Genomic DNA, 23,279 nt, shown 5'->3' with positions numbered 1-23,279 from the left:
CAAGTCGTGAGAGTGCCGGACGTTTGGCACTATGAACTGCTGTGAGCACCCCCGCGGATTCGTCCTCTGTAAGCCGGCCAGAAGCCCCGTGGTGGAACGAGGCTGTCTTCTATCAGATCTATCCGCGTTCCTTTGCCGATTCGGGCAGCGACGGTATCGGCGACCTCGGCGGAGTCGAGGAGAAACTCGGCTACCTCGAACTGCTCGGCATCGACGCGATCTGGTTGAGCCCGGTGATGAAGTCACCGATGGCAGACCACGGCTACGACGTCTCGGATCCTCGCGACATCGATCCCCTGTTCGGTGATCTGGCGACGATGGATTCGCTGATCACGTCAGCCCACGAACGCGGAATCAAGGTCACCATGGACCTGGTCCCGAACCACACGAGTGATCAGCACGAGTGGTTCAAGGCTGCCCTGGCGTCGGCGCCCGGTTCTGCGGAGCGATCCCGCTACATCTTCCGAGACGGCAAAGGTGAGAACGGCAACGAACCACCGAACAACTGGCCGAGCATCTTCGGCGGCCCGGCGTGGACCCGCGTCACCGAAGCCGACGGAACACCCGGCCAGTGGTACCTGCACATCTTCGCCAAGGAACAGCCAGACCTGAACTGGGACAACCCCGAAGTCTTCGACGACCTCGCCAAGACTCTGCGCTTCTGGCTCGAGCGCGGAATCGACGGATTTCGCATCGACGTGGCTCACGGAATGGCCAAGCCCGACGGTTTGCCGGACCACGACTGGGAGCTCAACGAGCTCATGCGCAATTCCGACGACGACCCACGGTTCAACAACCCGGCAGTTCACGAAATCCACCGCGGCATCCGCAAGGTCATGGACGAGTTCCCGGAGGCGATGACCGTCGGTGAAATCTGGGTGAAGGACAACCAGAAGTTCGGCGAATACATCCGGCCGGACGAGCTGCATCTCGGATTCAACTTCCGGCTTGCAGAAACCGAATTCTCGGCCGAGTCCGTCCGAGAGGCCGTGGAGAACTCCCTCGCGGCCGTCGCCGAGGTCGGGGGTGTGCCCACGTGGACACTGTCGAATCACGACGTCGAACGTGAAGTCACGCGCTACGGCGGGGGCGAGATCGGAACGCAACGCGCACGGGCGATGATTCTCGTCGAGTTGGCGCTGCCGGGCGCGAGCTTCATCTACAACGGCGCAGAACTCGGCCTGCCGAACGTCGACCTTCCCGACGACGCACTACAGGACCCGGTCTGGGAACGATCCGGACATGCGGAGCGAGGACGCGACGGCTGCCGAGTGCCCCTTCCGTGGGAAGGGAGCGAACCCCCGTTCGGATTCACCACCGGTGCGAGCACCTGGTTGCCGATGCCGGCCGAGTGGTCGACGCTCACCGTGGAGGCTCAGATCGAGGACGTGGACTCGATGCTTTCGCTCTATCGCGCCGCCCTCGAACTTCGTAGCGCCAGGCCTGAGTTTTCCGGCACCGACATCGATTGGTACGGCAGTCCCCCCGGCTGCCTCGCTTTCCGTCGACGCGGTGGCCTGATCTGTGCTCTCAACACCACGGAGGTGCCGATCGCATTGCCGAGCGGGCAGCTGCTGTTGAGCAGCGCACCACTCGTCGACGGTCAGTTGCCCGTCAACGCTGCGGCGTGGCTGATCTGACCGAACACTCTCGCACGTCGTCAGGCGGCGGCCCCATCGCACTGGTGGTGGCCGCCGCCTGAACTCCTATCGTGAAACCATCAGCGGTATCGAACCACCGCGGTGGCGGTAGATCGAACCGAACCGTGCATCCAGGCGCACCCACGATCTACTCGCCCGTACCCGAACCAGTTCCGACGCGTCGATCTGCTCGAGATCGATGTCGGCGGTCATCGCTTCGGATCCGGCGTGCGGAACGAATCCCATTGCGGTCAAGGCGAAAATAACTCGCATCGAGATCCCGACCGTGCCTGATGGACCACTGACCTCGAGCACGTCCTGATCGAGCAACGACGCCGGCGGACCGTGACTACTGCCGTGCTCCAGCGCCAAGGCGTTGCCCCGCTGCGCCAGTTCGATCAGCACCCGGGCGGGTACGTCGTCCAGGTGCTCGAAGCCGTCCATCGGCGGCAACGCCCCGCGCCACGCCGAATCCATGGCAAACCCCGGATCGATCAGCTCACCCGTTGCCTGCTCCACCGCCGTGAGCAACTGATCGCCGGCAGCCGAGGTGTCGTCAGGGTTGATGGTGCCCGCCACGGTTCGCGTAGCGAGAGCGTCGAAACCCGTTGACGCCCAGACACTCAGGTGCGCATCGCCGCGTCGACGCATTCGGATGACCGCGGACTCGTCCAAACGCAAGGCGTGACCGATGAAGCCGGCCAGGTTCTTTCGCTCGGCTTCCTCGGGCACGGTCAGGACACGTTCATGCACGTTGCCAGCTCTCCAGATACTCGCGCTCGGGCCCGCTGAGGCGACGTAGACGTTGAGTGTCGATATCGAAGGCCGCGATCTGAGTCGATGCCACGATGGACGGCGGGACACTGAGATCGGCGCCGCGGGGGCGAACCTCGTACGCGATCGTGAAGTCCACCGCGCGAACCTTTTCCACCCACATGAAGACGTCGAGGGGTGAATCGTCGTGCCGCAGTTGCCCGCGATACCGCACATGGAGATCGGCGATCACAGCCCCGTCACGCAGGGTGACCGTCGGGCGCGAGTCTTCGAACAACCAAGGAATCCGCGCCTCTTCGAGCAACGTCACCATCCGTGCGTGGTTGATGTGCTGGAAGGCATCCATGTCGGACCACCGAACCACAACTTCGGCGTGGAATCCTTCGCTCAACGTCCTACCTCCGATCGGGTGCCCATGCTGCGCACCATGCTGCGAACCTGACGCGCCGCCACCGAGAGCGTCGCGAGGTCAAGCGTCCCAGACTCGAAGATTTCGACGAGAGCTGCCCTCGCTCGGCTCAGCCGCGAGGCGTTGGTCGATTCCCATTCGTCGATCTTCTCCTGTGGCGACTCCCCCGGCTCGCCGCCGGCCAGAACCTCCATCGTCAGCTGCCGAAGCGAACTGTAGAGGTCGTCTCGCAACGCGAGCCGCGCCAGCGAGTGCCAGCGATCGCCGCGCTCGAGTCCCGAAACGGCGCTCAGCAACCAGTCGATTCCGAGATGCGCATCCAAGGCGTAATACAGCTCCGCGACTTCGGTGATGTCGTGATCTGCGATGTCGGCGATATCCGCGATGTCCAGTAGGCAGTAGACGTCGAGCAGTCGGAACACCTCCAGCGCCAACGCTTCCGGAGCCCCACGATCGATCACCGATTGGGCCCGCACCAGCAGATCGTCGAGCTGGTGGCCGGCGAGCAGCCCCGGAACCAGCGGCGCCGTCGCCCGATACGCTGCCGAATAACGCGCTACCTCGGCACCGACGGCGATCGGCTGGGGTCGATTGGCCAGGAACCAGCGCGACGCGCGGTCGAGCAGGCGGCAGGACTCCACGATCAGTTCATTTTCGATCTCTGCGCTGACGCCGGCCGAGCGGATTCGCGACCACACCTCGTCGAGCGCAAAGACCTCTCGCACAGCGGCGTAGGCACGGATCGAGTCGGTGCTGCTCGCTCCGGTCTCCTCGGCCAAGCGGTAGGCGTACGTGATTCCGCCGTTGTCGATCACTTCGTTCACGAGCATCGTCGCGACGATCTGCCGCCGCAATGGGTGTGCTTTGATCTCCGTTTCGAACCGATCACGAACAGCGGTCGGGAAGTACTGCGGGATCTGCTGGGCGAAGAAATCGTTGTCCGGCAACTCGGTTGCGAGCAGATCGTCCTTGAGTGAAAGCTTGACGTGCGCCGTCAGCGTCGCCAATTCCGGCGATGTCAGACCCACACCGACCTCGAGTCGACGCTCGATCTCCTTGTCGGTCGGCAACGCCTCCAGCTTGCGGTCCAGGCCACGTGCCTTGGTCAGATCCGTCAGCTGACGGCGGTGAACACCGAGCATCTGCGGTGCGGTCACGCGGGAGATTCCGAGCAGCGCGTTCTGGGCGATGTTGTCCGCCAACACCAGCGCAGCCACGTCGTCGGTCATCGACGCCAGCAACGGATTCCGTTCCTGCGTCGGCAGCAACTGCGAGCGCACGAGTGAATCGAGAAGAATCTTGATGTTCACTTCGTGATCGGAGCAGTCGACGCCTGCCGAGTTGTCGATGGCGTCGGTGTTGATGTGACCACCGTTGGCGCTGAACTCGATTCGTCCCAGAGCAGTCACGCCGAGGTTGCCGCCCTCACCGATCACCTTGACTCGTAGGTCTTGACCGTCGACACGCACCGCGTCGTTGCTCTTGTCTCCGACCTGCGCGTTGGTCTCGGTCGACGCCTTGACGTATGTACCGATTCCGCCGTTCCACAGCAGATCCACCGGTGCCGACAGAATCGCCTGCATCAATTCCGGCGGCGACAGCTTCGTGACGTCCTCGGCCAGACCCAGTGCGATCCGGACGCTTTCGGCAATCGGAACCGACTTGACCGTGCGATCCCAGACGCCACCACCTTCGCTGATCAGGCTCTTGTCGTAGTCGGCCCACGACGACCGTGGCAACTCGAACAGTCGTTGACGCTCCACGAACGAGCTCGCTGCATCCGGGTTCGGATCGAGGAAGATGTGTCGATGGTCGAATGCGCCGACCAATCGGATGTGCCGACTGAGGAGCATTCCGTTGCCGAACACGTCTCCGCTCATGTCTCCGACGCCAACCGTCGTGAAATCCTCGGTCTGCGTGTCGACACCAAGTTCGCGGAAGTGCCGCTTGACGCTTTCCCAGGCACCCCGGGCGGTGATACCCATACCCTTGTGGTCGTATCCCACGGAACCACCGGAGGCAAACGCGTCGCCGAGCCAGAAATCGTACTTGGCGGCAACCGAATTCGCGAGATCGGAGAACGTCGCCGTGCCCTTGTCCGCGGCAACCACCAGATAGCGATCCTGATCGTCCTTGCGTACCACTCGATCCGGCGTCACAACTTCTCCGGTGGCAGCGTGCACATTGTCGGTGATGTCGAGCAATCCGGAGATGAACGTGGTGTAGCAGGCCTTACCCGTTTCCAGCGTCGCCGTTCGATCAGCGACGGGATCACCCGTCGGCAGAGGCGGATTCTTCACGACGAAGCCACCTTTGGCCCCCACCGGGACGATCACCGCGTTCTTGACGGCCTGAGCCTTCACCAAGCCGAGCACCTCGGTGCGGAAATCCTCGCGCCGGTCGGACCAGCGGAGCCCACCGCGCGCGACCGCACCGAATCGCAGGTGGACACCTTCGACCTCGGGTGAGTACACGTAGATCTCGAAAGCCGGCCGCGGCTTTGGCAACTCGCTGATCCGTGACGGATCGAGCTTGACCGACAGGTAGTCGCGAGAGCGGTCATCGGCGTCGACGACGTAGAAATTGGTGCGCAAGGTCGCCTTCACCAAGGAGAACATTCCGCGCAGGATGCGATCTGCATCCAAGCTGAGTACCTCGTCGATGGACGCACGCAACTGCTCGTCCAATTCGGCGACGCGGATGTCGTCCTGCTTCTCGGGGTCGAACATCGCCTCGAACAACTGCACCAATGCAAACGCGGTCTGCGGGTGCGTAAGCGCGATTCCTTCGATGTGGAACTGACTGTACGGAAATGTGGCCTGGCGCAGATACTTTGCGTAAGCACGCAGCACGACGGCCTGCCGCCAGGACATTCCGGCCCGCAGCACCAACTCGTTGAATCGGTCAGCTTCTGCCCGGCCGAACCAGACTGCACCGAATGCAGCAGTGAATCGCTTCTGAACCTCGGTCAGCGGGGCGGTACTGGTCTCGAGTGGCACCTGCGCATCGAGATCGACCTCCACTGACGCCCGAAGATCGGCCGGCACCGACAGTCCGAAATCGTAGATCCAGCACTGAACGCCGTCGAGGCGCTGCACGACGTGCGGCCGCTCGTCGAGAACTTCGACGCCGAGTGACTGCAGCACCGGCAGCACCTGACTCAACGAGATACCGTCGCCGCCGACGAAAAGCGTGAAGCGCCAGGCACCGGGCGCGGAGTCCACAGCGCGATAGAGCAGTACGTCGATCGCACCCGGTGCCAACGCCTCGAGCCTGGCGATGTCGGCGAGCGCACGCGAAGGTTCGAAGTCTTCTTTGTATCCGTCCGGCAGCACCCGCGAATACCGCTGCACCAGTTCCGGATCCACACCCGGGCTTTCGCGAACAAGATCGGTGATGCGGTCGTCCCAGCTACGACTGGCTTCGGTCAGCAGTGCCTGAACGCGCTCGCGATTGGCCTCGGAAACATCCAGACGAACCGGTTCGCTGTCCGGATCGCGCCGGATGGTCACGTGCAGCAACGCGAGGTCGTTCTCGGTGACTCTGGCGGTGTAATCGACTGTGCCCGGACCGAACTCACGCCAGAGTAGATGCTGCATCGCGAGTCGAACTCGCGTCGTGTACCGGTCGCGAGGCAGATACACCAGGCAGGACACGAAGCGGCCGAACGTGTCCTCACGGACGAAGAGTCGCACCTGGCGGCGAAGCCCGATGCTGTGCACGGCGTGCACGGTCTCGAACAGGGTCTCGGCATCGCTCGAGAACAACTCGGTGCGCGGGAACGACTGGATGACCTCGAGCATCGCCTGACCGGAGTACGAATGCAGGTCGACACCGGCACGCGCGATGACTTCGCGTACGCGTCGCTCGATCAAAGGAATCGCGAGGACGTTCTCGTGGAGAGCGACCACGGTGAACACACCCAGGAACCTGTGCTCCCCCACGATGTTTCCCTCGTCGTCGAGGATCGACACACCCACGAAGTACGGGTAGACAGCGCGGTGCACCGTGGCGGGGAACGATCCCTGCGTCAGGACCAGAAGGGGTCGATCCGGGAGGTCCGCAACGGGAGGCAAGCTCATCGGGCCCTCGGTGACCGCGTCGGAACGCAGCACGCCGAGTCCACTGCCGGCGACCGTGCGTGAGCCGTCCTTCGTGCCCTCGAATCGCCGGTATCCGAGTACGGCGTAGTTTCCGTCCGCCATCCACCGCAGCAGTCGAGCGGTGTCGGAGAATTCTTCGGGGGTGATCCTCCCGGAGGCAGTTTCTGCGGCACTCGCCAACTCGTCGGCAATGCGCAGTTGCAGTGCCTTCATGTCCGGGGTGTCACCAACCACCTGACGGACGTCCGCGAGCACTTTGCCGAGGTGTGCCTCGATCGCGTCGAGAGCGGAATCCTCGACTTCGGAGTCCAACTGGACGTGCATCCAGGATTCTTGGATACCCCTGTCGCCCAAGGACATCAGATTGCCGGAGTCGTCGCGATCAACCGTCAGAATCGGATGTGCGAATTGACTGATTCCCACACCTTGTCGGTTGAGCATCGCGGTAACGGACTCGACGAGCAACGACATGTCGTCGGTGACGATCTGGACGGCAGCGCCGAGACCCTCGGATCCTGACGGGCGGTACACACGCCATACGGCCGTGCCCGGCGTCCTCTGCCTCCCGAGCGCAAGATGCGCGAGCAGAACTCGATCCGACCGACCGTTGATGACGTCGTCGCTGTCACCCTCGTCGATGTGCGTGAAAAAGGCCTCGCGAAGACGCGTCAACAACGTCGCTTCGTCGAGGCCTGTGCCCTGCTGCCGTACACGGTCTGTCATTCCTGGCTCACATCCTTGTGGGTTCTGATCGCCGCGACCAATCTCTGACTCGAGACTAGCCGCGGCAACCAGTACCTAGGGTGAACTGAGAAACGAAATCTACGATGTCGTCATCTGAACAAGCGATGCTTCGAGCACCACGCGTTCGCTGTCCGCCAGCGGTCTGGACTTTTCGGACACCGTGTCGAATCCGACCATCAATGCGTCACCGAATGCGCATTCGACACCCGCGTTGTCACGGATGACGTGCCGAACCGTGAACGAGGAAGTCCCGACGTGAGTCGTGAAGATCTCCACGTTCAACGGACCGGACCGGTCGGTGACCGGCTTGAGGAACTCGACGGTCATCTTTCGAACCACGAGGTACCCCGGCCGGCCGCCGAGCGGCGCCAGTTTCGCTTCCAGGAACTGGATGCGAGCTTCCTGCATGTACTCGACGTAACGCGTGTTGTTGACATGACCCAACCGGTCGGAATCGCCCCACCGGACCTGGATCTGCGCTGTGTATACGTCGGACACCGGATCAGTCCCTGGTGAGCTTGCGGTGCGTCACACGGTGCGGGCGCGCGGCGTCGGGGCCGAGTCGCTCGACCTTGTTCGCCTCGTAGCCCTCGAAGTTGCCTTCGTACCAGTACCAAGCGGCCTCGTTGTCACCGAAGCCACCTTCCCACGCGAGGATGTGAGTACACGTGCGGTCCAGGAACCAACGATCGTGCGAGATCACGACGGCGCAACCGGGGAACTCTTCGAGAGCGTTCTCCAGCGAGCCGAGGGTTTCGACGTCGAGGTCGTTGGTCGGCTCATCGAGCAGGATCAGATTGCCGCCCTGCTTGAGCGTCATCGCCAGGTTCAGGCGGTTGCGCTCACCACCGGAGAGAACGCCGGCCGGCTTCTGCTGATCGTGGCCCTTGAAACCGAACGAGCTGATGTACGCACGCGACGGGAACTCGGTCTGGCCGACGACGATGAAATCGAGCCCGTCGGACACGGTCTCCCAGACCGTCTTCTTGGGGTCGATGCCGGAACGGTTCTGGTCGACGTAGCTCAGCTTGACCGTCTGACCGATCTTGACCTCACCGGCGTCAGGCTCCTCGAGACCCACGATGGTCTTGAACAGCGTCGTCTTACCGACACCGTTGGGGCCGATGACGCCGACAATTCCGTTGCGCGGCAACGTGAACGAGAGATCCTTGATCAACACGCGGCCGTCGAAGCCCTTGTCGAGGTTCGAGACCTCCACGACCACGTCACCCAGGCGCGGCGGTGCCGGGATCTGGATCTCGTCGAAGTCGAGTTTGCGGGTCTTCTCGGCTTCGTTCGCCATTTCCTCGTAGCGATCGAGACGAGCCTTGTTCTTGGCCTGGCGGGCCTTGGCGCCGGAACGAACCCAGGCGAGCTCGTCCTTGAGGCGCTTCTGCAGCTTCTGATCCTTCTTGCCGGCAACCTCGAGGCGTGCAGCCTTCTGCTCCAGATAGACGGAGTAGTTGCCCTCGTACGCGTACAGACGTCCGCGGTCGACTTCACAGATCCACTGCGCGACGTGATCGAGGAAGTAACGATCGTGGGTCACGGCGAGGATCGCGCCATGGTAAGCAGCGAGGTGCTGCTCGAGCCACAGGACAGATTCGGCGTCGAGGTGGTTGGTGGGCTCGTCGAGGAGCAGGAGGTCGGGCTTGCTCAGCAGCAGCTTGCACAGCGCAACGCGTCGCTTCTCACCACCGGAGAGGTGGGTGACCATCTCTTCCGGCGGGGGGCAGCGCAGGGCGTCCATAGCCTGCTCGAGCTGCGAGTCGATCTCCCACGCGTCTGCGTGATCGAGCTTCTCCTGCAGTTCGCCCATCTCTTCCATGAGCTCGTCGGAGTAATCCGTGGCCATCAGCTCGGCGATCTCGTTGTACCGCTTGAGCTGGACCATCGTCTCTCCGAGGCCGTCCTCGACGTTCTCGCGAACTGTCTTGGTCTCGTCGAGCTCCGGCTCCTGCATGAGGATGCCGACGGTCGCGCCCGGAGCCAGGAATGCCTCGCCGTTGCCCGGCTGGTCCAGTCCGGCCATGATCTTGAGGATGCTGGATTTACCAGCGCCGTTCGGTCCGACGACACCGATCTTCGCGCCGGGGTAAAAGCTCATCGTGACGTCATCGAGGATGACCTTGTCACCGTGCGCCTTGCGCACCTTCTTCATCGTGTAAATGAACTCAGCCATGACCGCCAGCCTATCGGTGTTTGTCCTATAACCCACATTGCGCGTTGGCCGTCACTCCGATGCGGGTTCTGCGGACAGTCCGAGGTCATCGACCAGATTCACCGACATGCTTCTCGCCTCCCACGAAAACCGCGATTGGAGCGCTGCCCAAGGGATCCGCAGCATCCGCGGTACGCACTTTCCGATCATGGCCTCTCTCGGGTGCGCCCGAGCCCCATGTTGCGCTTCGACAGGGATTCGATAGCTCGCCGGAACTTTCGAATTGGGCACGCACACAGAAGCTTTCTCCCAACAGATGGAAAACGCCATGGCGAACAGGGCTCTACCCGAACTGTGATGTGACTTACACGGACGGCAGGGATCACGTCGTCCGCACCTAGCTCATTGCTCGCCGGACCGAAGTCGACCTCGCACCCGAGAACTGTGTCCGCGCCCTCCGAAAGGACCGCCCCGATGACCTCTATGCCGTGCCCAACCGATCCACCAGACTCATCCGCCGGCAGTCCTCCCACGTCGCAACGGTGGACACCTCGCCTCGTCCTCTCCCTTGCGGCTCTGGTGCTCCTTCTCGAAACGCTCACCATCAGCTACCTGATGATTTCGATGGCGATTCCTTCGATTGCAGCGCACTACCGAACCACTCAAGGAGCCTGGCTCCTTACCGCGTTCCTCCTCGTCGGCGCCATCACGGCACCTCTCGTCGGAAAGCTCGCCGACATGTACGGCAAGCGCAGACTCCTCTTGGCCTGCGTGACGATCTCAGCGGTGGGTGCATTCATCTGCGCCGTTGCCGACAGTTACGCGGTGATGCTCGTCGGACGATCTGTATCAGGGTTGCTCATTCCCTGCCTCTTCCTTAGTTACTCACTCATACGAGACGTATTCCCGCCGAAGAAGGTAGCGCTTGCGGTCAGTATTGCCACGAGCGGCATGGGATTGATCGCTATCCCTGCACCATTCCTCACCGGATGGTTGATCGATCACTACGGATTCCGCAGCATCTTCTGGTTTTTCGTGATTGTTCTGGTTCTACTGCTCGGCATGATCGCTGCAACTACTTCCGAATCGTCGGTTCGGTTGCGTTCGACGCTCGATCTACTTGGCGCCTGCCTTCTCGGTGCCGGAATTGCCGGTGTCTTGATTGCGGTAAGCATCGGACCATCGAACGGATGGACACATATCTCGACCATCGGTTACTTGGCTGGCGGAATCATCCTGTTGGGAGCGTGGCTCGTCTCCACACGACTTGTCCAGGATCCGCTGATCGACCTGCATGTTCTCGGCAATCGACCGGTTCTTCTCACCGCCGTCGGCGCCGGTTTCACCTACGCCGCTGCTGGTCTGTACTCGATCCTGCTCCCAATGCTGGCCATGACACCCGCAACCTTGGGACTGGACTACGGATTCGGTGTTACCGCAGAGGGTTTCGCGGTGTTTCAAGCGCCTATCGGCGGCATGGTGGTAATCGGGGGCATTGTCGTCGGACTACTCGTCAGCAGAGGGGTACGCCCTCGCGGACTTCTCATCGCAGGATTGTCGGCGATGACCCTCGGATTCGTCCTGACGTCACTCGTACACGACAACAGAATTTTGCTCATCTTTTTCGCCGCACTGTTCGGTTGCGGAATGGGCCTCGCCTACGCGTCTATTCCAAATCTCTTGATAGAAGCAGTGCCAGCGGAACTCCAGGCGACTACAGCAAGCATCGTGGGAGTATTTCAGAGCGTATTTCCGGCGGTGCTTCCCGTCGTCGCGTTCAGCGTCATGAATGTCGCCTACATTGCGCCACTCTCCCCCGAGGTGACGAAAGGCGTTGTTTTCTATACTGATACCGGATTCCAGATCGCATTCATGATAGGTGCCGCAGCCACCACACTCGGCGTCGTTGTCGCGTTCATGCTTCCAAGGTCAATTGAACGATTGCGCAAGCCGACTGAATCGAATCCGAATCGCTCCGACGTCGTAGCCACCAACTGACGACAAGACCAGGGCGGCCGTGCCACGAAGTGACCCGGCCGCCCTGGTCTGACCGAACAGATTCAGATCATTGCCCGGTGGATGCCCTTCGGCTCGCCACCGAGCTGCGAGAGCGTCGACGCGTGGAAGATGGAACCGGGTACGTGGATCGCGTGCGCGAGACCGGCATGCGCATCACGCCAGAACCGCTGCATCGGCGTGTTCAACTGCAACGCGCCACCACCGGAACGAGCAAAGATCTCGTCCACCGCCCGCACCGCACGCCATGCCGCAGCAGTCTGCGTGCGTCGTCCGATCGCACGAAGCTCGAACGAAACTTCCTGCCCCTTCTCGGTCATGTCCCAGAAACGATCCACCGTCTCCAAGATCGCAGCCCGAGAAGCAGCGATCTCGGCCGCAGCCTCACCGATCGCGAACAGCACGTACGGATCTTCCTTGATCGGAACACCACTGACTGTTACACGCTCACGCTGCGCAGCCATGTTGCACGCCAACGCACCCTCCGCGATACCGATCAACGACGAAGTGATCCCCAACGGGAAAATGCACGAGAACGGGAACTTGTACAACGTCTCCGTACGGCCCGCTTCCTTCCACGCCGTCCCGTCGAAAACCTTGGCCGCATCAAGAGTGCGATAAGTCGGCAAGAACGCGTCCTTGACGATCAGGTCCTTCGAACCGGTTCCGCGCAGGCCCACGACATTCCAGCTGTCCTGGTCGATGTCGTAATCGGAGCGCGGCAGCAGTACATGCAGAATCTTCGGCGGCATCAACGGTTTACCGGATTCGTCACCGACCATCGCGCCGATCATGATCCAGTCACAGTGATCGGTACCCGAGGAGAACGACCAGCGGCCGTTGAGGATGTACCCACCCTCGACCGGCCTCGCTACGCCCATCGGCGCATACGGCGACGCCATCCACGTATCAGGATCGGTTCCCCACACCTCTTCCTGAGCCTTGCGGTCGAAGAACGCAAGCTCCCACGGATGCACACCGACAATGCCGCTGACCCAACCCGTGGCACCGTCCATCGCACCGATAGCCATTGCCGTCTCGGCGAATTCACGCGGATGCGCCTCGAGGCCTCCGAATTCCTTCGGCTGCAACATCCGGATGACGCCCGCGTCGCGCAGTCGCTTCGCGCTGCCGTCCGTCAAGCGCATCAGCTTGTCGCCCTCGACTCCGTCGGCGCGGATCTCGTCGGCGAACTGTGAGATGTTGTCCAGAACCTGACCCATGATGTTTCCGCCTCCATTGATAGCCCGCCACCCTTCAATAAAGTAGAACACGTTCTAGAAAATTGCGGAAGTGGAACGGCTAGATCTTTACAGCGCCAATAAAAACGAACACGGCAAGGCAAGGGGCGATCAGGTCGACACGTGCCCCAGTCCCGCGGTCAGAATGCGAATACACCTCACCGCAACTTCCGCAGGCGAGCCGTCGCCATACGCCGGGGACTCCCCGTCAACCCACGCAGCGACAGCCATCCGCTGGGCCGTGTTCGCCGCAATTGCAAGCAAGCGCACTTCCAGTGGGTCTGCGCCGGGTCCCATCAATTCACGCAGCACGATCACCAATGCAGTCTCCGTGTCGTTGACCAAGCTCAGCCACACATTCTGAAGCGCCGGATCTCCAGGAATTATCCTTTGAAGTTGGCGAATCAACGCAATCGCGTCGGGTGTTGCCGCAGGTGAATTCAGTGCGACGCGGGCGGCGGATTCCAGCACCTGGACAACCGGCGTACCCGACGAACTGGATGCGATGTACCCGAGCCAATCCTCGATCCCGTTGGCGAGTATCGGCCTCACTGCATCTTCCTTCGTACGGAAGTACCGATAGAATGTGCGAAGTCCGATGCCGGCTGCGCGTGCAATCTCGTCAGCCGTCACCGGATTCTCACTGCGAGCGACAAAAAGCTCTGCAGCACAACGTGATATCTCCAGCTTTGTCTGATCCTTCCGCCGTTGAGTGAGCGACGGGGCGGTAGACGCTGAATCATTCATCATGCCAGTATGGCACGGTGCGCCACCCATTCTGGGAGCAGAACGGGAAGGGTCGCTTCGTCCACTTCGGAAGTCATGGAACGTCCGATTCACCTTCGATCAGTTCCGCCACCGGCCGGACATCGAGCCGTCAGGCCAGTCTCGTCTCGCCCCCGTCACCGTTTGTCAAGATTCGAGCCGGCTGCGGGGGCCTGACATGCCTGTCATTGACGTTCGCGAATGCAAGCGGGTGCGACCCTGCCGACGGCAAGGCACGGAGTTCCCGCATGCTGCGTTGAACATCGAACTGAGTCGCAGATTGGCCGACCACTCTCCAAATCGATGACGCTACAAGGCGGACAGGCACCGCACTTCGGTAGTCGAGTTTGAGTACCGCAGACGGACCGGAAACGGAAATGGCAGCAATGGAATTTCCTTGCGGCCCAACCGGAGCAGCAACGCAATTGAGGCCCGGACTCAACAGTCCGGCACCATAAGCGACGCCGGAATCACGGATTCGACTGAGTTCCTGCCTCAGACTCATCGGCGCTTCAGCACCAACAGGGAAGCCTCCGAATGCAAGGAGCACACGTCCAAGGGCTGACCTGTCAGCCGAAGAACGTTCGCCTACCCGAGTAGGAACTACACCGGACAGCATTCCGCCGATCTTGTCGAGGTAAACGACATCCGATGCGTCCAGCACTCCGAACTGCACTACCAGTCCAGTCACTCGATGCAGCTCGCGAAGAAAGGGCAAGGCGACCGAGTGCAATCGGTCCTGGTGTATTGCAAGGGTTCCCAGCTCCATCAGCCTGATTCCAAGCGTGTAATCACTGCCATCCCTCCGCAGCCACTTCTTGGCGACGAGTTGCTCGAGCATTCGATGCGCCGACGAACGAGGCAGGCCGGTAATTCGCGAAACTTGGCGGAGAGTGAGCTGTCCAGATACCTCGAAAGCATCCATGATCGACGCCAGTCGGTCCAAAACCCCCACCGGTGTCGTAGCGTCTGTCAGAGCGAAAGCTTGCATGCGAATTCCTTGGAGTTATTCCCACAACTGATGGTCCATGTGGGGCACGTGAGGCCGAAAAGCGCTACCCAGGCTTACTGGTTTCCGCCCGATGCAACAGCACCGCGACACCAGGCCGTCCGTCACTGTCTAGTGATCGAGCAACTTCAGTGTGACACACTGTGCCATGCTGGCATAGAGTGTAGGGAGAAGAACTTCAGTAGCATTCACAGAAGGATCACGGCGGACACGAACGCCCAAGCATGAACAAATCGGGGCGAAACACGTTGCCCCGGAGACATATTGCGCTAGTCCAGAAAGCCGCACGGAAGATATCCGTCAGATCCGTTGGGCAATTCGCCACGCTTGTGACGCGAGCCTGTCCGCCTGGGCGCCGAACGATTCCGCCGACCGCTCGATTTCACCCATCGCGCCGCGCAGTGTTCGGCTGTAAACGCCCTCGACGATGCATGCGATCTTCCACCAGTTGAACGCAACGTAGAAGTCGATATGCAAGTCCGAGGCTGGTTGGGCCGCAGTCGTATAGACGTCCAACAGCTCGTCACGGGACGGAAAACCTTCGATTCGCGTCGGAGCATTCTCCAATGCACAAACCTCGTCATCTGGTTCAGCCCAATAGACCAAGAGCTGACCCAGGTCCGCCAAGGGGTCACCCACCGTGGCCAACTCCCAATCCAATATTCCGGCGATCGCGCCATCGGCGTCGACGATGCAGTTGTCGAGTCGAAAGTCACCGTGCACGACGCAACTACCCCGCTGAGGGGGAACATTTCGAGACAACTTGGCATGAGTGCGTTCGAGGTCGAGGTTCTCTCGGACACGATCACTCTTCCAGTTCCTCAACCACCGATTCAGCTGACGATCGATGTAGTCCGTCCGATCGGCCAGAGCACTCCATCCGATCTCCCGAGGGTTGACAGAGTGCAGCGCGGCAAGATTGCGAACCAGTTCCGCGGCCAACCCGGCTCGTGTTTCGTACGGGATTTTCGCGCGCACTACCTCAGGATCACGCAGGACTGCGCCGTCGATGAAGTCCATGACGAAGAACGGAGCACCAGTCACAGATTCGTCACTGCATTTGCCTGCAACGATCGGCGTCGGAACCGGCGCGTTCTGCAGCCGCTCGAGAATGTCAGCTTCGCGAATTACATCATGCGCAGACGCATGCCTGATTCCGAGCGGGGGTCGACGTAGCACCCATCGAGAACCTGCCTCGTCCCTCACCGAGTAAGTCAGGTTCGAACGTCCACCGGCTATTCGTTCGAATTCGAGGAATCCTTGCGTGGCTTCGGGAAGATGCTCACGGAACCACGCCGCCATCCGGGGCTCGCACAAACCGTTGTCGACCTGAGGTGCCGGGTTCACGACTGCATATCCTCTCGCATGGTCCCACTTCCGACAGATACGGATTTCAGCGGCGCATCGATGCCTTCGAGAAAGACCGAAACAACAGCATCGGCGAGCTCGGAAACCCCGAAATCACTAGTGGGGCTGAACCATCGAAGCGACAACCACACAGCGTCACGAATCAGACCGTAGAGAATCTCCGCCGGCAGATCCGATCGAAACTCACCTGCACTCATACCGGATTCGATAACCGCGATCCAGGCGTCCTTGGTGCCACGGGCGGCATCACGGATGTCGTGATACGAGTCGAGTTTCCGGAGATACGTGCTGTTGTTCTGATAGATCTCGGAGGCGTATGGGTGCGCCTGACTTACCTGGAACGAAGCTCGTACCAGGGAGCCTAGGCGACCACGTGGGTCACCGGCGGATTCCAGAATCGATCCGTATGAGCGCGTGAGCGCCTGAAGGTAGCGCGTGACAATCGTATTCGCGATTGCGTCTTTCGATGGAAAGTAGTGATAGAGGCTTCCGGACAGGATTCCCACCGCATCAGCGATATCGCGAACTTTGGTCCCCGCAATTCCCTTGGTGGCGAACAGTTCTGCAGCATGTTCGAGTATCAAGTCGTGGCGATCCGACCATTCCATTCAAGTCCTCCTGATGAGTCTTCACGTGTCACCTCTGACGAGGATGCGATTTTGACTCTATACCGCGCATCAAACGTTTGCTACAGTCGCTTCGTACCGCGTAGCAAACGTTTGATACGAGCCTCTGAGTGCTCGTGGAATACCAGGAGAGGACGGACGCGTGTCGGACAAGACAATGTCGGAAGCAGATGTCGTAGGTCGACTGAAATCAGGAATGACAATCGGAATCGGCGGGTGGGGTTCGCGCCGGAAACCGATGTCAATCGTCCGCGAGATCCTCAAGTCAGATTTAACCGATCTAACCGTTGTGTCCTACGGCGGAGCTGACGTCGGGCTGTTGTGCGCAGCCGACAAGATTCGAAAAGTTGTGTTCGGCTTCGTCTCGCTGGACTCGATACCGTTGGACCCGCATTTCAGGGCTGCCCGACAGGCCGGGCGCATCGAGGTCAACGAATACGACGAAGGCATGCTTCAATGGGGCTTGTACGCGGCCGGCATCAGGATGCCTTATCTGCCGACTCGGGCGGGACTCGGTTCCGATGTACTCCGGGTCAATCCGGAACTGCAGACAATCGTCGATCCATATGCAGGCGAGTCATTGGTCGCAATGCCGGCACTCCCCCTCGATGCCGCGCTGGTGCATATGAACCGCGCGGACATGCATGGCAATGCCCAATATCTCGGGCCGGACCTGTACTTCGACGACTTGTTCTGCCTCGCCGCCGAATCGGTCTATGTGTCTTGCGAACAAGTGGTCTCCACTGCGGAGTTGACTGCAGATGCACATCCGTCGACGATTCGAATTCCGCGGCTGCTTGTTTCAGGCGTAGTTCACGCTCCAGGTGGTGCGCATTTCACATCCTGTGTACCCGACTATGACCGAGACGAGGCGTTCCAACTCGAATATGCCACTGCAGCCAAAGATCCAGAAACTTGGGAACGTTTCGTAGACCGGTACCTTTCCGGCTCCGAGGCCGATTACCAGCGACTCGTCGCCGCGGAATTCGAAGGAGTGCCGGCATGAGTGACGTCACTCGGGCAGAGGTCTGTGCAATCGCGTGCGCCGAGGCGTATCGAGGCAATGGTGAAGTGATCGCGAGCGCATTCGGCGTGATACCTGCCATCGGCGTCCGATTGGCGCGTCACACTTTCGAACCCGAGCTCGTCTTGTCCGATGGAGAGGCCGCAGCCGTGCGCGGCACATGGGCCGTCGATCGAGCACCGGCAGGCGAGATCGAATCGTGGTTGCCCTTCAACCAAATCTTCAATCTGGTCTGGAATGGCAAGCGCCACATCATGATGATCCCGACACAGCTCGATTCCTATGGGAACTGCAACATCTCCGCGATCGGCGATCATTCGCGACCGACGGTGCAACTCCTGGGAGTCCGCGGAGCGCCGAGCAATACCGTGCATCACCCGACTAGTTACTGGGTACCGAAGCACAGTGCACGCGTTCTCACTTCGCAGGTCGACATGGTCTCCGGGGTCGGAAACGACAATGCACGCAATGCTGGACCGTCGGCCCGCCGATACCACGAGTTACGAAGAGTGGTAACAAACCTCGCAGTGCTGGACTTCGAGCCGGACAGCGGTCGGTTGCGGCTGATGTCGACTCACCCCGGCGTGACCGTCGACGAAGTACTAGCCGCAACCGGGTTCGAGCTCCACCTGCCCGCCACCGTGCCCACCACTCGAAGCCCCACAAGCGAAGAACTCGACCTGATTCGCAACGTCATAGATCCACGGAACCTACGTGACAAGGAAGTACCGGCATGACCGTGCTGAACTCAGGGGCCGGGCCACTTCACACTCGCATCTGCGAACTCTTCGGTGTGAAGTATCCGATCGTGCAGACCGGCATGGGGTACGTCTCAGACGCCCGACTTACGGCGGCCACAACCACAGCCGGCGGTTTGGGCATCATCGCCGGAGCGATGCTGACATACGACGAACTCGTCAGCGCCATCGACTACGTCAAAGATCGCACCGACCAACCATTCGGCGTGAACTTGCGTGCCAACCAGGACGACATTGATCGCAGAGTCAAACTTCTCATTCGATCAGGGGTCAAGATCGCCTCTTTTGCACTCGCACCGAACCAGGCGCTGATCGGCCGACTCAAAGATGCAGGCCTTGTCGTCGTGCCGTCGATCGGCGCTCGCAGGCATGCCGAAAAAGTTGCAGCATGGGGAGTCGACGCAGTTGTCGTTCAAGGCGGCGAGGGCGGTGGACACACAGGCGCAGTCCCCACCAGTTTGCTTCTGCCGCAGGTAGTCGACGCCGTCGACATCCCGGTGATCGCGGCAGGCGGATATTTCGACGGCCGAGGTCTCGTATCAGCACTCGCCTACGGTGCAGACGGCATCGCGATGGGGACTCGCTTCATGCTCACCAGCGATTCACCCGTGTCTCAGGCAGTCAAAGATGTCTACCTCGCGAAGTCAGTCAACGACACCGTCGTCACCCTCGAGATCGACGGGGTTCCTCAGCGTGTGCTGCGCGCGGGAACGATCGATCAAATCGAATCAAGCCACGGACCGACGCGCATGTTACGCGCCGCCCGCAATGCTATTGCCTTCCAACGTCTCTCGGGCACGCCATGGTCAAGGCTGATTCGTGAAGGACTGGAAATGCGGAAAAGCCACGAACTCGGCTGGCGGCAAGTTGTGATGGCCGCCAATGCACCGATGCTGTACCGATCCGCACTCCTCGACGGCCGCACGGACATCGGAGTCATGGCGACCGGGCAGGTTGTCGGACTGATCGACGACATCCCCAGTAGCGCCGAACTCGTCGAACGCATCATGCAGGACGCGGAGGCTGTTCTTGCTCGACTCACACCCGCACCCGCACCCGAACTGGACAGTCGAGTCTTGTCAGCAGAAAACGTGAAAGGAACAACGAACTGAAATGAATCAGCTCAAAGATCGAGTAATCGTAGTAACCGGCGCCGGACGTGGTTTGGGCCGCGAGCACGCCCTGCTACTGGCAGCCGAGGGCGCAAAAGTAGTTGTCGACGACACCGGCTCCGAACCGGACGGGCACGGAAACGACATCACCATTGCAAAATCGGTCGTCGACGAAATCGTCGCAGCCGGAGGGATTGCAGTTGCCAGTGTCGCGGACGTCACGACGATCGACGGCGCGAGCGAACTCCTGGACCTGGCCCTCGAGGCATTCGGCTCGGTCGACGGCCTGGTCAACAATGCCGGCATCCTGCGTGATCGAATGTTTCTGAATATGCCAGAGGCCGATTGGGACGACGTGATCTCGGGACAACTGCGCGCTACATTCGCGCCCTGCACGGTATTCGGCAACTACTGGCGCGAGCGTTCGAAGTCGGGCGAACCGGTAGCGGCGTCGATTGTGAACGTATCGAGTACTTCCGGGCTGCTCGGTGCCGTCGGTCAGAGCAACTACGGCGCCGCGAAGGCCGGGATCGCTGCGCTGACAACGATCCTCGCGCAGGAAGTCGGCCGATACGGTGTGCGAGTCAACGCAATTACCCCTGTGGCCAGGACACGGATGACCGAGAACGTCCCCGGCATCAAGGAACTTGTTGCGGCACCTGACGATCCGAGTGCATTCGATACGTATCATCCAGGCAACGTCTCGCCGGTTGTGGCCTATCTGCTCACCGAGAGCTGCCCTGCTACTGGTCAGGTGTTTTACGCGAAAGGCGGCGAAGTCCGCCAGTTTCTCGGGTGGCAGTACGGGAAGACCATCGCCAGAGACTCTCGATGGTCGGTGGAAGAGTTGACCGAGGCGATGAGCGAAATTGTCTGAGACGACTACGCCGATCCCCGGCCCGGGACACGGCTTGGCCGAAGGCAAATCTGTTTTGGTCACCGCAGCAGCGGGGACTGGAATCGGATTCGCAGCAGCGCAACGCTTTGCCACCGAAGGTGCCCGGCTGGCAATCAGTGACCGGCATGAACGCAGATTGATCGCGGCCGCCGACCGCATCGAGTCCGAGTTCGGCACTCGTCCGCTCGCTGTTCCCTGCGATGTCACCGATAATCAGCAGATCGACGCAATGGTCGATCGGGTGGTTGCCGAGCATGGATCCATCGACGTCCTCATCAACAACGCAGGCCTCGGCGGGACGGCGAGCATTCAAAGCATGACCGACGAGCAGTGGAGCTCGGTACTCGATGTGACCTTGACGAGCACTTTCCGCACCACACGATCAGTGTTGAGAGTCATGATTCCACGAGGTTCGGGAGTGATCGTCGACAACGCTTCGGTCGTCGGCTGGCGTGCGCAGGAAGGGCAGTCGCACTACGCCGCAGCAAAGGCCGGCGTCATGGCGCTCACACGATGCGCCGCACTCGACGTGGCACCGCACGGAATCCGGGTCAACGCCGTTGCACCGAGCATCGCGATGCATCCTCACCTTGCCAAGGTGACCAGCGACGAACTGCTCGAACAGCTCAGCAAGAGTGAGGCTTTCGGACGCGCGGCACAGCCGTGGGAGATAGCCAACGTCATGGTCTTTCTTGCAAGCGACTACTCGTCGTACATGACGGGCGAAGTGGTCTCGGTTAGTAGCCAACATGCATAGCCGCACATCGGGTCTGAAGGAGAAGCTGTGGTCGACAAAGAGTCAGTAGGTATCACGGGCATCCCGTTCCATATGGACGTCGAGCGCGGCAAGATTCGTGAGTTCGCCGTTGCCACGTATTCGAGCAATAGGAACTATGTCGAAGACGAGTTCCCGGTAGTGCCCCCGACTTTCCTCACCACAACCCTCCTCTGGCAGACAGAGGGCTCGGACCCGTGGCAAAAGGTCGAACTCGACGGCAAACGCGGACTCCATGCCGAACAGAAGTACGAGTTCTTCGGTCCTCCTCCCCGCGCAGGTACTCGCCTGAACTGCACTTCACGGATCGTCGACATCTACACGAAGCAGGGACGGAAGGGCGGCGAGATGACTTTTGCCGTGATGACAACGGATTTCGAAGACGCGCAGGGCAATCTCATTGCTCGGGCAACTATGACCGGAGTGGAAACTGCTCGACCGACGGTGGAGGAATGTTGATCAACACAGTGTCAGTCCCGACCCCGTGGGTTGTCGGTCCGGTATCTCGCACCGATTTCGTCAGGTACCAAGGTGCGTCGGGAGACATGAATCCGATTCACCACGACCAGGTTTTCGCCGAAGCGGCGGGGTACCCGGGTCCGTTTTCGGTCGGGATGTTTCAAGCTGGACTCCTTGCCACCTTCGCCACCGATTGGCTGGGTGCAGAGAACGTCCGAGCGATACGAGTGAGGTTTCTCGAACAGGTTTGGCCCGACGACACCTTGACATGCTCAGCGTTCGTCGAGCGAATCTACGCGGACGACGAAGGCGACAAGATCGATGTCGAACTCACCTGCACTCGGCAGACCGGTGGTTTGGCGGTCAAGGCGTGGGCAACTTTCGTACGGACGCCCCTCGTGCAGTCGGAGGAGCCGTGAAGGCGCTCGTATGTGCCCAGCTCGGGTTGCCGAATCAACTGCAGTTCAGAGAAATTGATGATCCTACGCCAACCCCGAACCAAGTTCTCATCTCGGTCAAGGCGGCGGGCGTCAATTTTCCCGACGGGTTGATCGTCGCCGGAACGTATCAGACGAAGCCTCCACTCCCCTTCATTCCCGGGTCGGAAGTCGCGGGTGTAGTACACAGTGTCGGTTCGGACGTCCAAGGGATCACCCCGGGGATGCGAGTCATGGCCTTCTGCGGCATGGGCGGATACGCGGAACTCGTGGCGGTCTCCGGTGACAAGGTCTTTGTGATCCCTGATTCCATGAGTTTCACCGACGCTGCGGGATTCGCGGTTACCTACGGAACGTCCTACCACGCACTCGTCGACCGAGCTGCGATCCAACCCGGTGAGACATTGCTCGTCTTGGGTGCCTCCGGGGGTGTCGGGCTCACCGCAATCGAGATCGGGAAGGCATTGGGCGCACGCGTGGTTGCGGCGGCATCCTCCGATGCAAAACTCGAGGTCTGCCAGCAACATGGAGCAGACGAATTGATCAACTACACGACGGGCAACCTTCGCGAACGAGTCACACAGGTCGCACCGTCTGGTGTAGATGTAGTGTACGACCCGGTCGGTGGAGATCACGCAGCTACAGCAGTACGCGCATTATCCACCGCAGGAAGATATTTGACGGTTGGCTACGCCTCGGGACAGATTCCGAAGATCGGCATGAATCGCCTCCTCGTCGTTGGCGGGGCGCTACATGGAGTTCTCTGGGGCGCATGGGCAAAACGCAATCCGGAATGTAACGCGGACAACGTGCGAGCGCTCTTCGACATGTACGACGGTGGCGCTCTGTCTCCTCATGTGAACAGCATCCACCCGCTGATCAATGCCCCTACCGCACTCGGGGAAGTCATGAGCCGACGCGCGCTGGGCAAAGTCATCCTCTCAACCAACCCCGAATGAC

At 60.7% G+C, this 23,279-nt stretch carries 20 protein-coding genes; 10 read left to right on the top strand and 10 right to left on the bottom strand.

All coding sequences use genetic code 11. The features are described from left to right. Positions 1 to 41: 41 nt before the first annotated feature. The gene (locus tag G8767_RS20155; protein ID WP_095969709.1) at positions 42 to 1,640 is read left to right on the top strand and encodes a glycoside hydrolase family 13 protein; all 1,599 of its coding nucleotides are present in this window, start codon (positions 42 to 44) and stop codon (positions 1,638 to 1,640) included. A gap of 66 nt (positions 1,641 to 1,706) precedes the next feature. On the opposite strand, the gene G8767_RS20150 is transcribed toward G8767_RS20155, so the two are convergent. The 5 genes from G8767_RS20150 to ettA all read right to left on the bottom strand — a co-directional run bounded on the left by G8767_RS20150 (position 1,707) and on the right by ettA (position 9,852). Beyond that, entirely contained in the window at positions 1,707 to 2,393 is a 687-nt protein-coding gene (locus tag G8767_RS20150; RefSeq protein ID WP_166811397.1) for a hypothetical protein, read from the bottom strand. Continuing rightward, on the bottom strand, positions 2,386 to 2,805 hold the full coding sequence (locus G8767_RS20145) for a thioesterase family protein (protein ID WP_003944573.1): 420 nt from the start codon (positions 2,803 to 2,805) through the stop codon (positions 2,386 to 2,388). Before G8767_RS20145 ends, G8767_RS20150 begins: the two co-directional genes overlap by 8 nt. After that, entirely contained in the window at positions 2,802 to 7,649 is a 4,848-nt protein-coding gene (locus G8767_RS20140; RefSeq protein ID WP_166811395.1) for an NAD-glutamate dehydrogenase, read from the bottom strand. The genes G8767_RS20145 and G8767_RS20140 overlap by 4 nt, the downstream gene beginning before the upstream one ends. A 99-nt stretch (positions 7,650 to 7,748) precedes the next feature. Next, complete coding sequence (locus G8767_RS20135; protein ID WP_095969706.1) at positions 7,749 to 8,168, bottom strand: acyl-CoA thioesterase; 420 nt, start codon at positions 8,166 to 8,168, stop codon at positions 7,749 to 7,751. Between the two features lie 4 nt (positions 8,169 to 8,172). Further along, entirely contained in the window at positions 8,173 to 9,852 is a 1,680-nt protein-coding gene (ettA, locus tag G8767_RS20130) for an energy-dependent translational throttle protein EttA (protein ID WP_095969705.1), read from the bottom strand. Between the two features lie 462 nt (positions 9,853 to 10,314). Here ettA and G8767_RS20125 point away from each other — a divergent pair, with 462 nt between their 5' ends. Next, positions 10,315 to 11,829, top strand: a complete 1,515-nt coding sequence (locus G8767_RS20125; RefSeq protein WP_166811516.1) for an MFS transporter — start codon at positions 10,315 to 10,317, stop codon at positions 11,827 to 11,829. Between the two features lie 62 nt (positions 11,830 to 11,891). Here the strand turns inward: G8767_RS20125 and G8767_RS20120 are convergent, their stop codons facing one another. From G8767_RS20120 to G8767_RS20100, 5 genes are all read right to left on the bottom strand, one after another. Next, a complete protein-coding gene (locus G8767_RS20120; RefSeq protein ID WP_166811393.1) occupies positions 11,892 to 13,070 on the bottom strand; it encodes an acyl-CoA dehydrogenase family protein in 1,179 nt (392 codons plus the stop codon). A gap of 129 nt (positions 13,071 to 13,199) precedes the next feature. Continuing rightward, positions 13,200 to 13,835 carry a TetR family transcriptional regulator gene (locus G8767_RS20115; protein WP_166811391.1) on the bottom strand — a complete coding sequence of 212 codons (636 nt, stop codon included), beginning with the start codon at positions 13,833 to 13,835 and terminating at the stop codon, positions 13,200 to 13,202. Positions 13,836 to 13,965: 130 nt separating this feature from the next. Next, positions 13,966 to 14,844 carry an IclR family transcriptional regulator gene (locus G8767_RS20110; RefSeq protein ID WP_095973094.1) on the bottom strand — a complete coding sequence of 293 codons (879 nt, stop codon included), beginning with the start codon at positions 14,842 to 14,844 and terminating at the stop codon, positions 13,966 to 13,968. Between the two features lie 318 nt (positions 14,845 to 15,162). Next, entirely contained in the window at positions 15,163 to 16,209 is a 1,047-nt protein-coding gene (locus G8767_RS20105) for a phosphotransferase family protein (RefSeq protein WP_166811389.1), read from the bottom strand. Continuing rightward, complete coding sequence (locus G8767_RS20100) at positions 16,206 to 16,838, bottom strand: TetR/AcrR family transcriptional regulator (protein WP_166811387.1); 633 nt, start codon at positions 16,836 to 16,838, stop codon at positions 16,206 to 16,208. The genes G8767_RS20105 and G8767_RS20100 overlap by 4 nt, the downstream gene beginning before the upstream one ends. 175 nt (positions 16,839 to 17,013) lie before the next feature. Here G8767_RS20100 and G8767_RS20095 point away from each other — a divergent pair, with 175 nt between their 5' ends. The 8 genes from G8767_RS20095 to G8767_RS20060 are packed head-to-tail and all read left to right on the top strand — an operon-like array spanning position 17,014 to position 23,278. Further along, positions 17,014 to 17,862: a CoA-transferase gene (locus G8767_RS20095; protein ID WP_206029578.1), complete on the top strand. Its 849-nt coding sequence runs from the start codon at positions 17,014 to 17,016 to the stop codon at positions 17,860 to 17,862. Then, positions 17,859 to 18,617 carry a CoA-transferase gene (locus G8767_RS20090; RefSeq protein ID WP_095973090.1) on the top strand — a complete coding sequence of 253 codons (759 nt, stop codon included), beginning with the start codon at positions 17,859 to 17,861 and terminating at the stop codon, positions 18,615 to 18,617. Before G8767_RS20095 ends, G8767_RS20090 begins: the two co-directional genes overlap by 4 nt. Continuing rightward, a complete protein-coding gene (locus G8767_RS20085; protein ID WP_166811385.1) occupies positions 18,614 to 19,750 on the top strand; it encodes a nitronate monooxygenase family protein in 1,137 nt (378 codons plus the stop codon). The genes G8767_RS20090 and G8767_RS20085 overlap by 4 nt, the downstream gene beginning before the upstream one ends. A 1-nt stretch (position 19,751) precedes the next feature. Beyond that, complete coding sequence (locus G8767_RS20080) at positions 19,752 to 20,627, top strand: SDR family NAD(P)-dependent oxidoreductase (protein ID WP_166811383.1); 876 nt, start codon at positions 19,752 to 19,754, stop codon at positions 20,625 to 20,627. Next, positions 20,620 to 21,405 (top strand): SDR family oxidoreductase, encoded by a 786-nt coding sequence (locus G8767_RS20075; protein WP_166811381.1) that lies wholly within the window; start codon positions 20,620 to 20,622, stop codon positions 21,403 to 21,405. Before G8767_RS20080 ends, G8767_RS20075 begins: the two co-directional genes overlap by 8 nt. Before the next feature lie 27 nt (positions 21,406 to 21,432). Then, complete coding sequence (locus tag G8767_RS20070) at positions 21,433 to 21,882, top strand: MaoC family dehydratase N-terminal domain-containing protein (RefSeq protein ID WP_095973086.1); 450 nt, start codon at positions 21,433 to 21,435, stop codon at positions 21,880 to 21,882. Then, a complete protein-coding gene (locus G8767_RS20065; protein WP_095973085.1) occupies positions 21,876 to 22,301 on the top strand; it encodes a MaoC/PaaZ C-terminal domain-containing protein in 426 nt (141 codons plus the stop codon). The genes G8767_RS20070 and G8767_RS20065 overlap by 7 nt, the downstream gene beginning before the upstream one ends. Continuing rightward, positions 22,298 to 23,278, top strand: a complete 981-nt coding sequence (locus tag G8767_RS20060) for an NADPH:quinone oxidoreductase family protein (RefSeq protein WP_095973084.1) — start codon at positions 22,298 to 22,300, stop codon at positions 23,276 to 23,278. Before G8767_RS20065 ends, G8767_RS20060 begins: the two co-directional genes overlap by 4 nt. Position 23,279 lies beyond the last annotated feature (1 nt).

The sequence above is a fragment of the Rhodococcus sp. IC4_135 genome, assembly GCF_011602025.1.
Taxonomy (GTDB): Bacteria; Actinomycetota; Actinomycetes; order Mycobacteriales; family Mycobacteriaceae; genus Rhodococcus_F; species Rhodococcus_F baikonurensis.
This window is presented reverse-complemented; position numbering and strand designations above follow the sequence as displayed.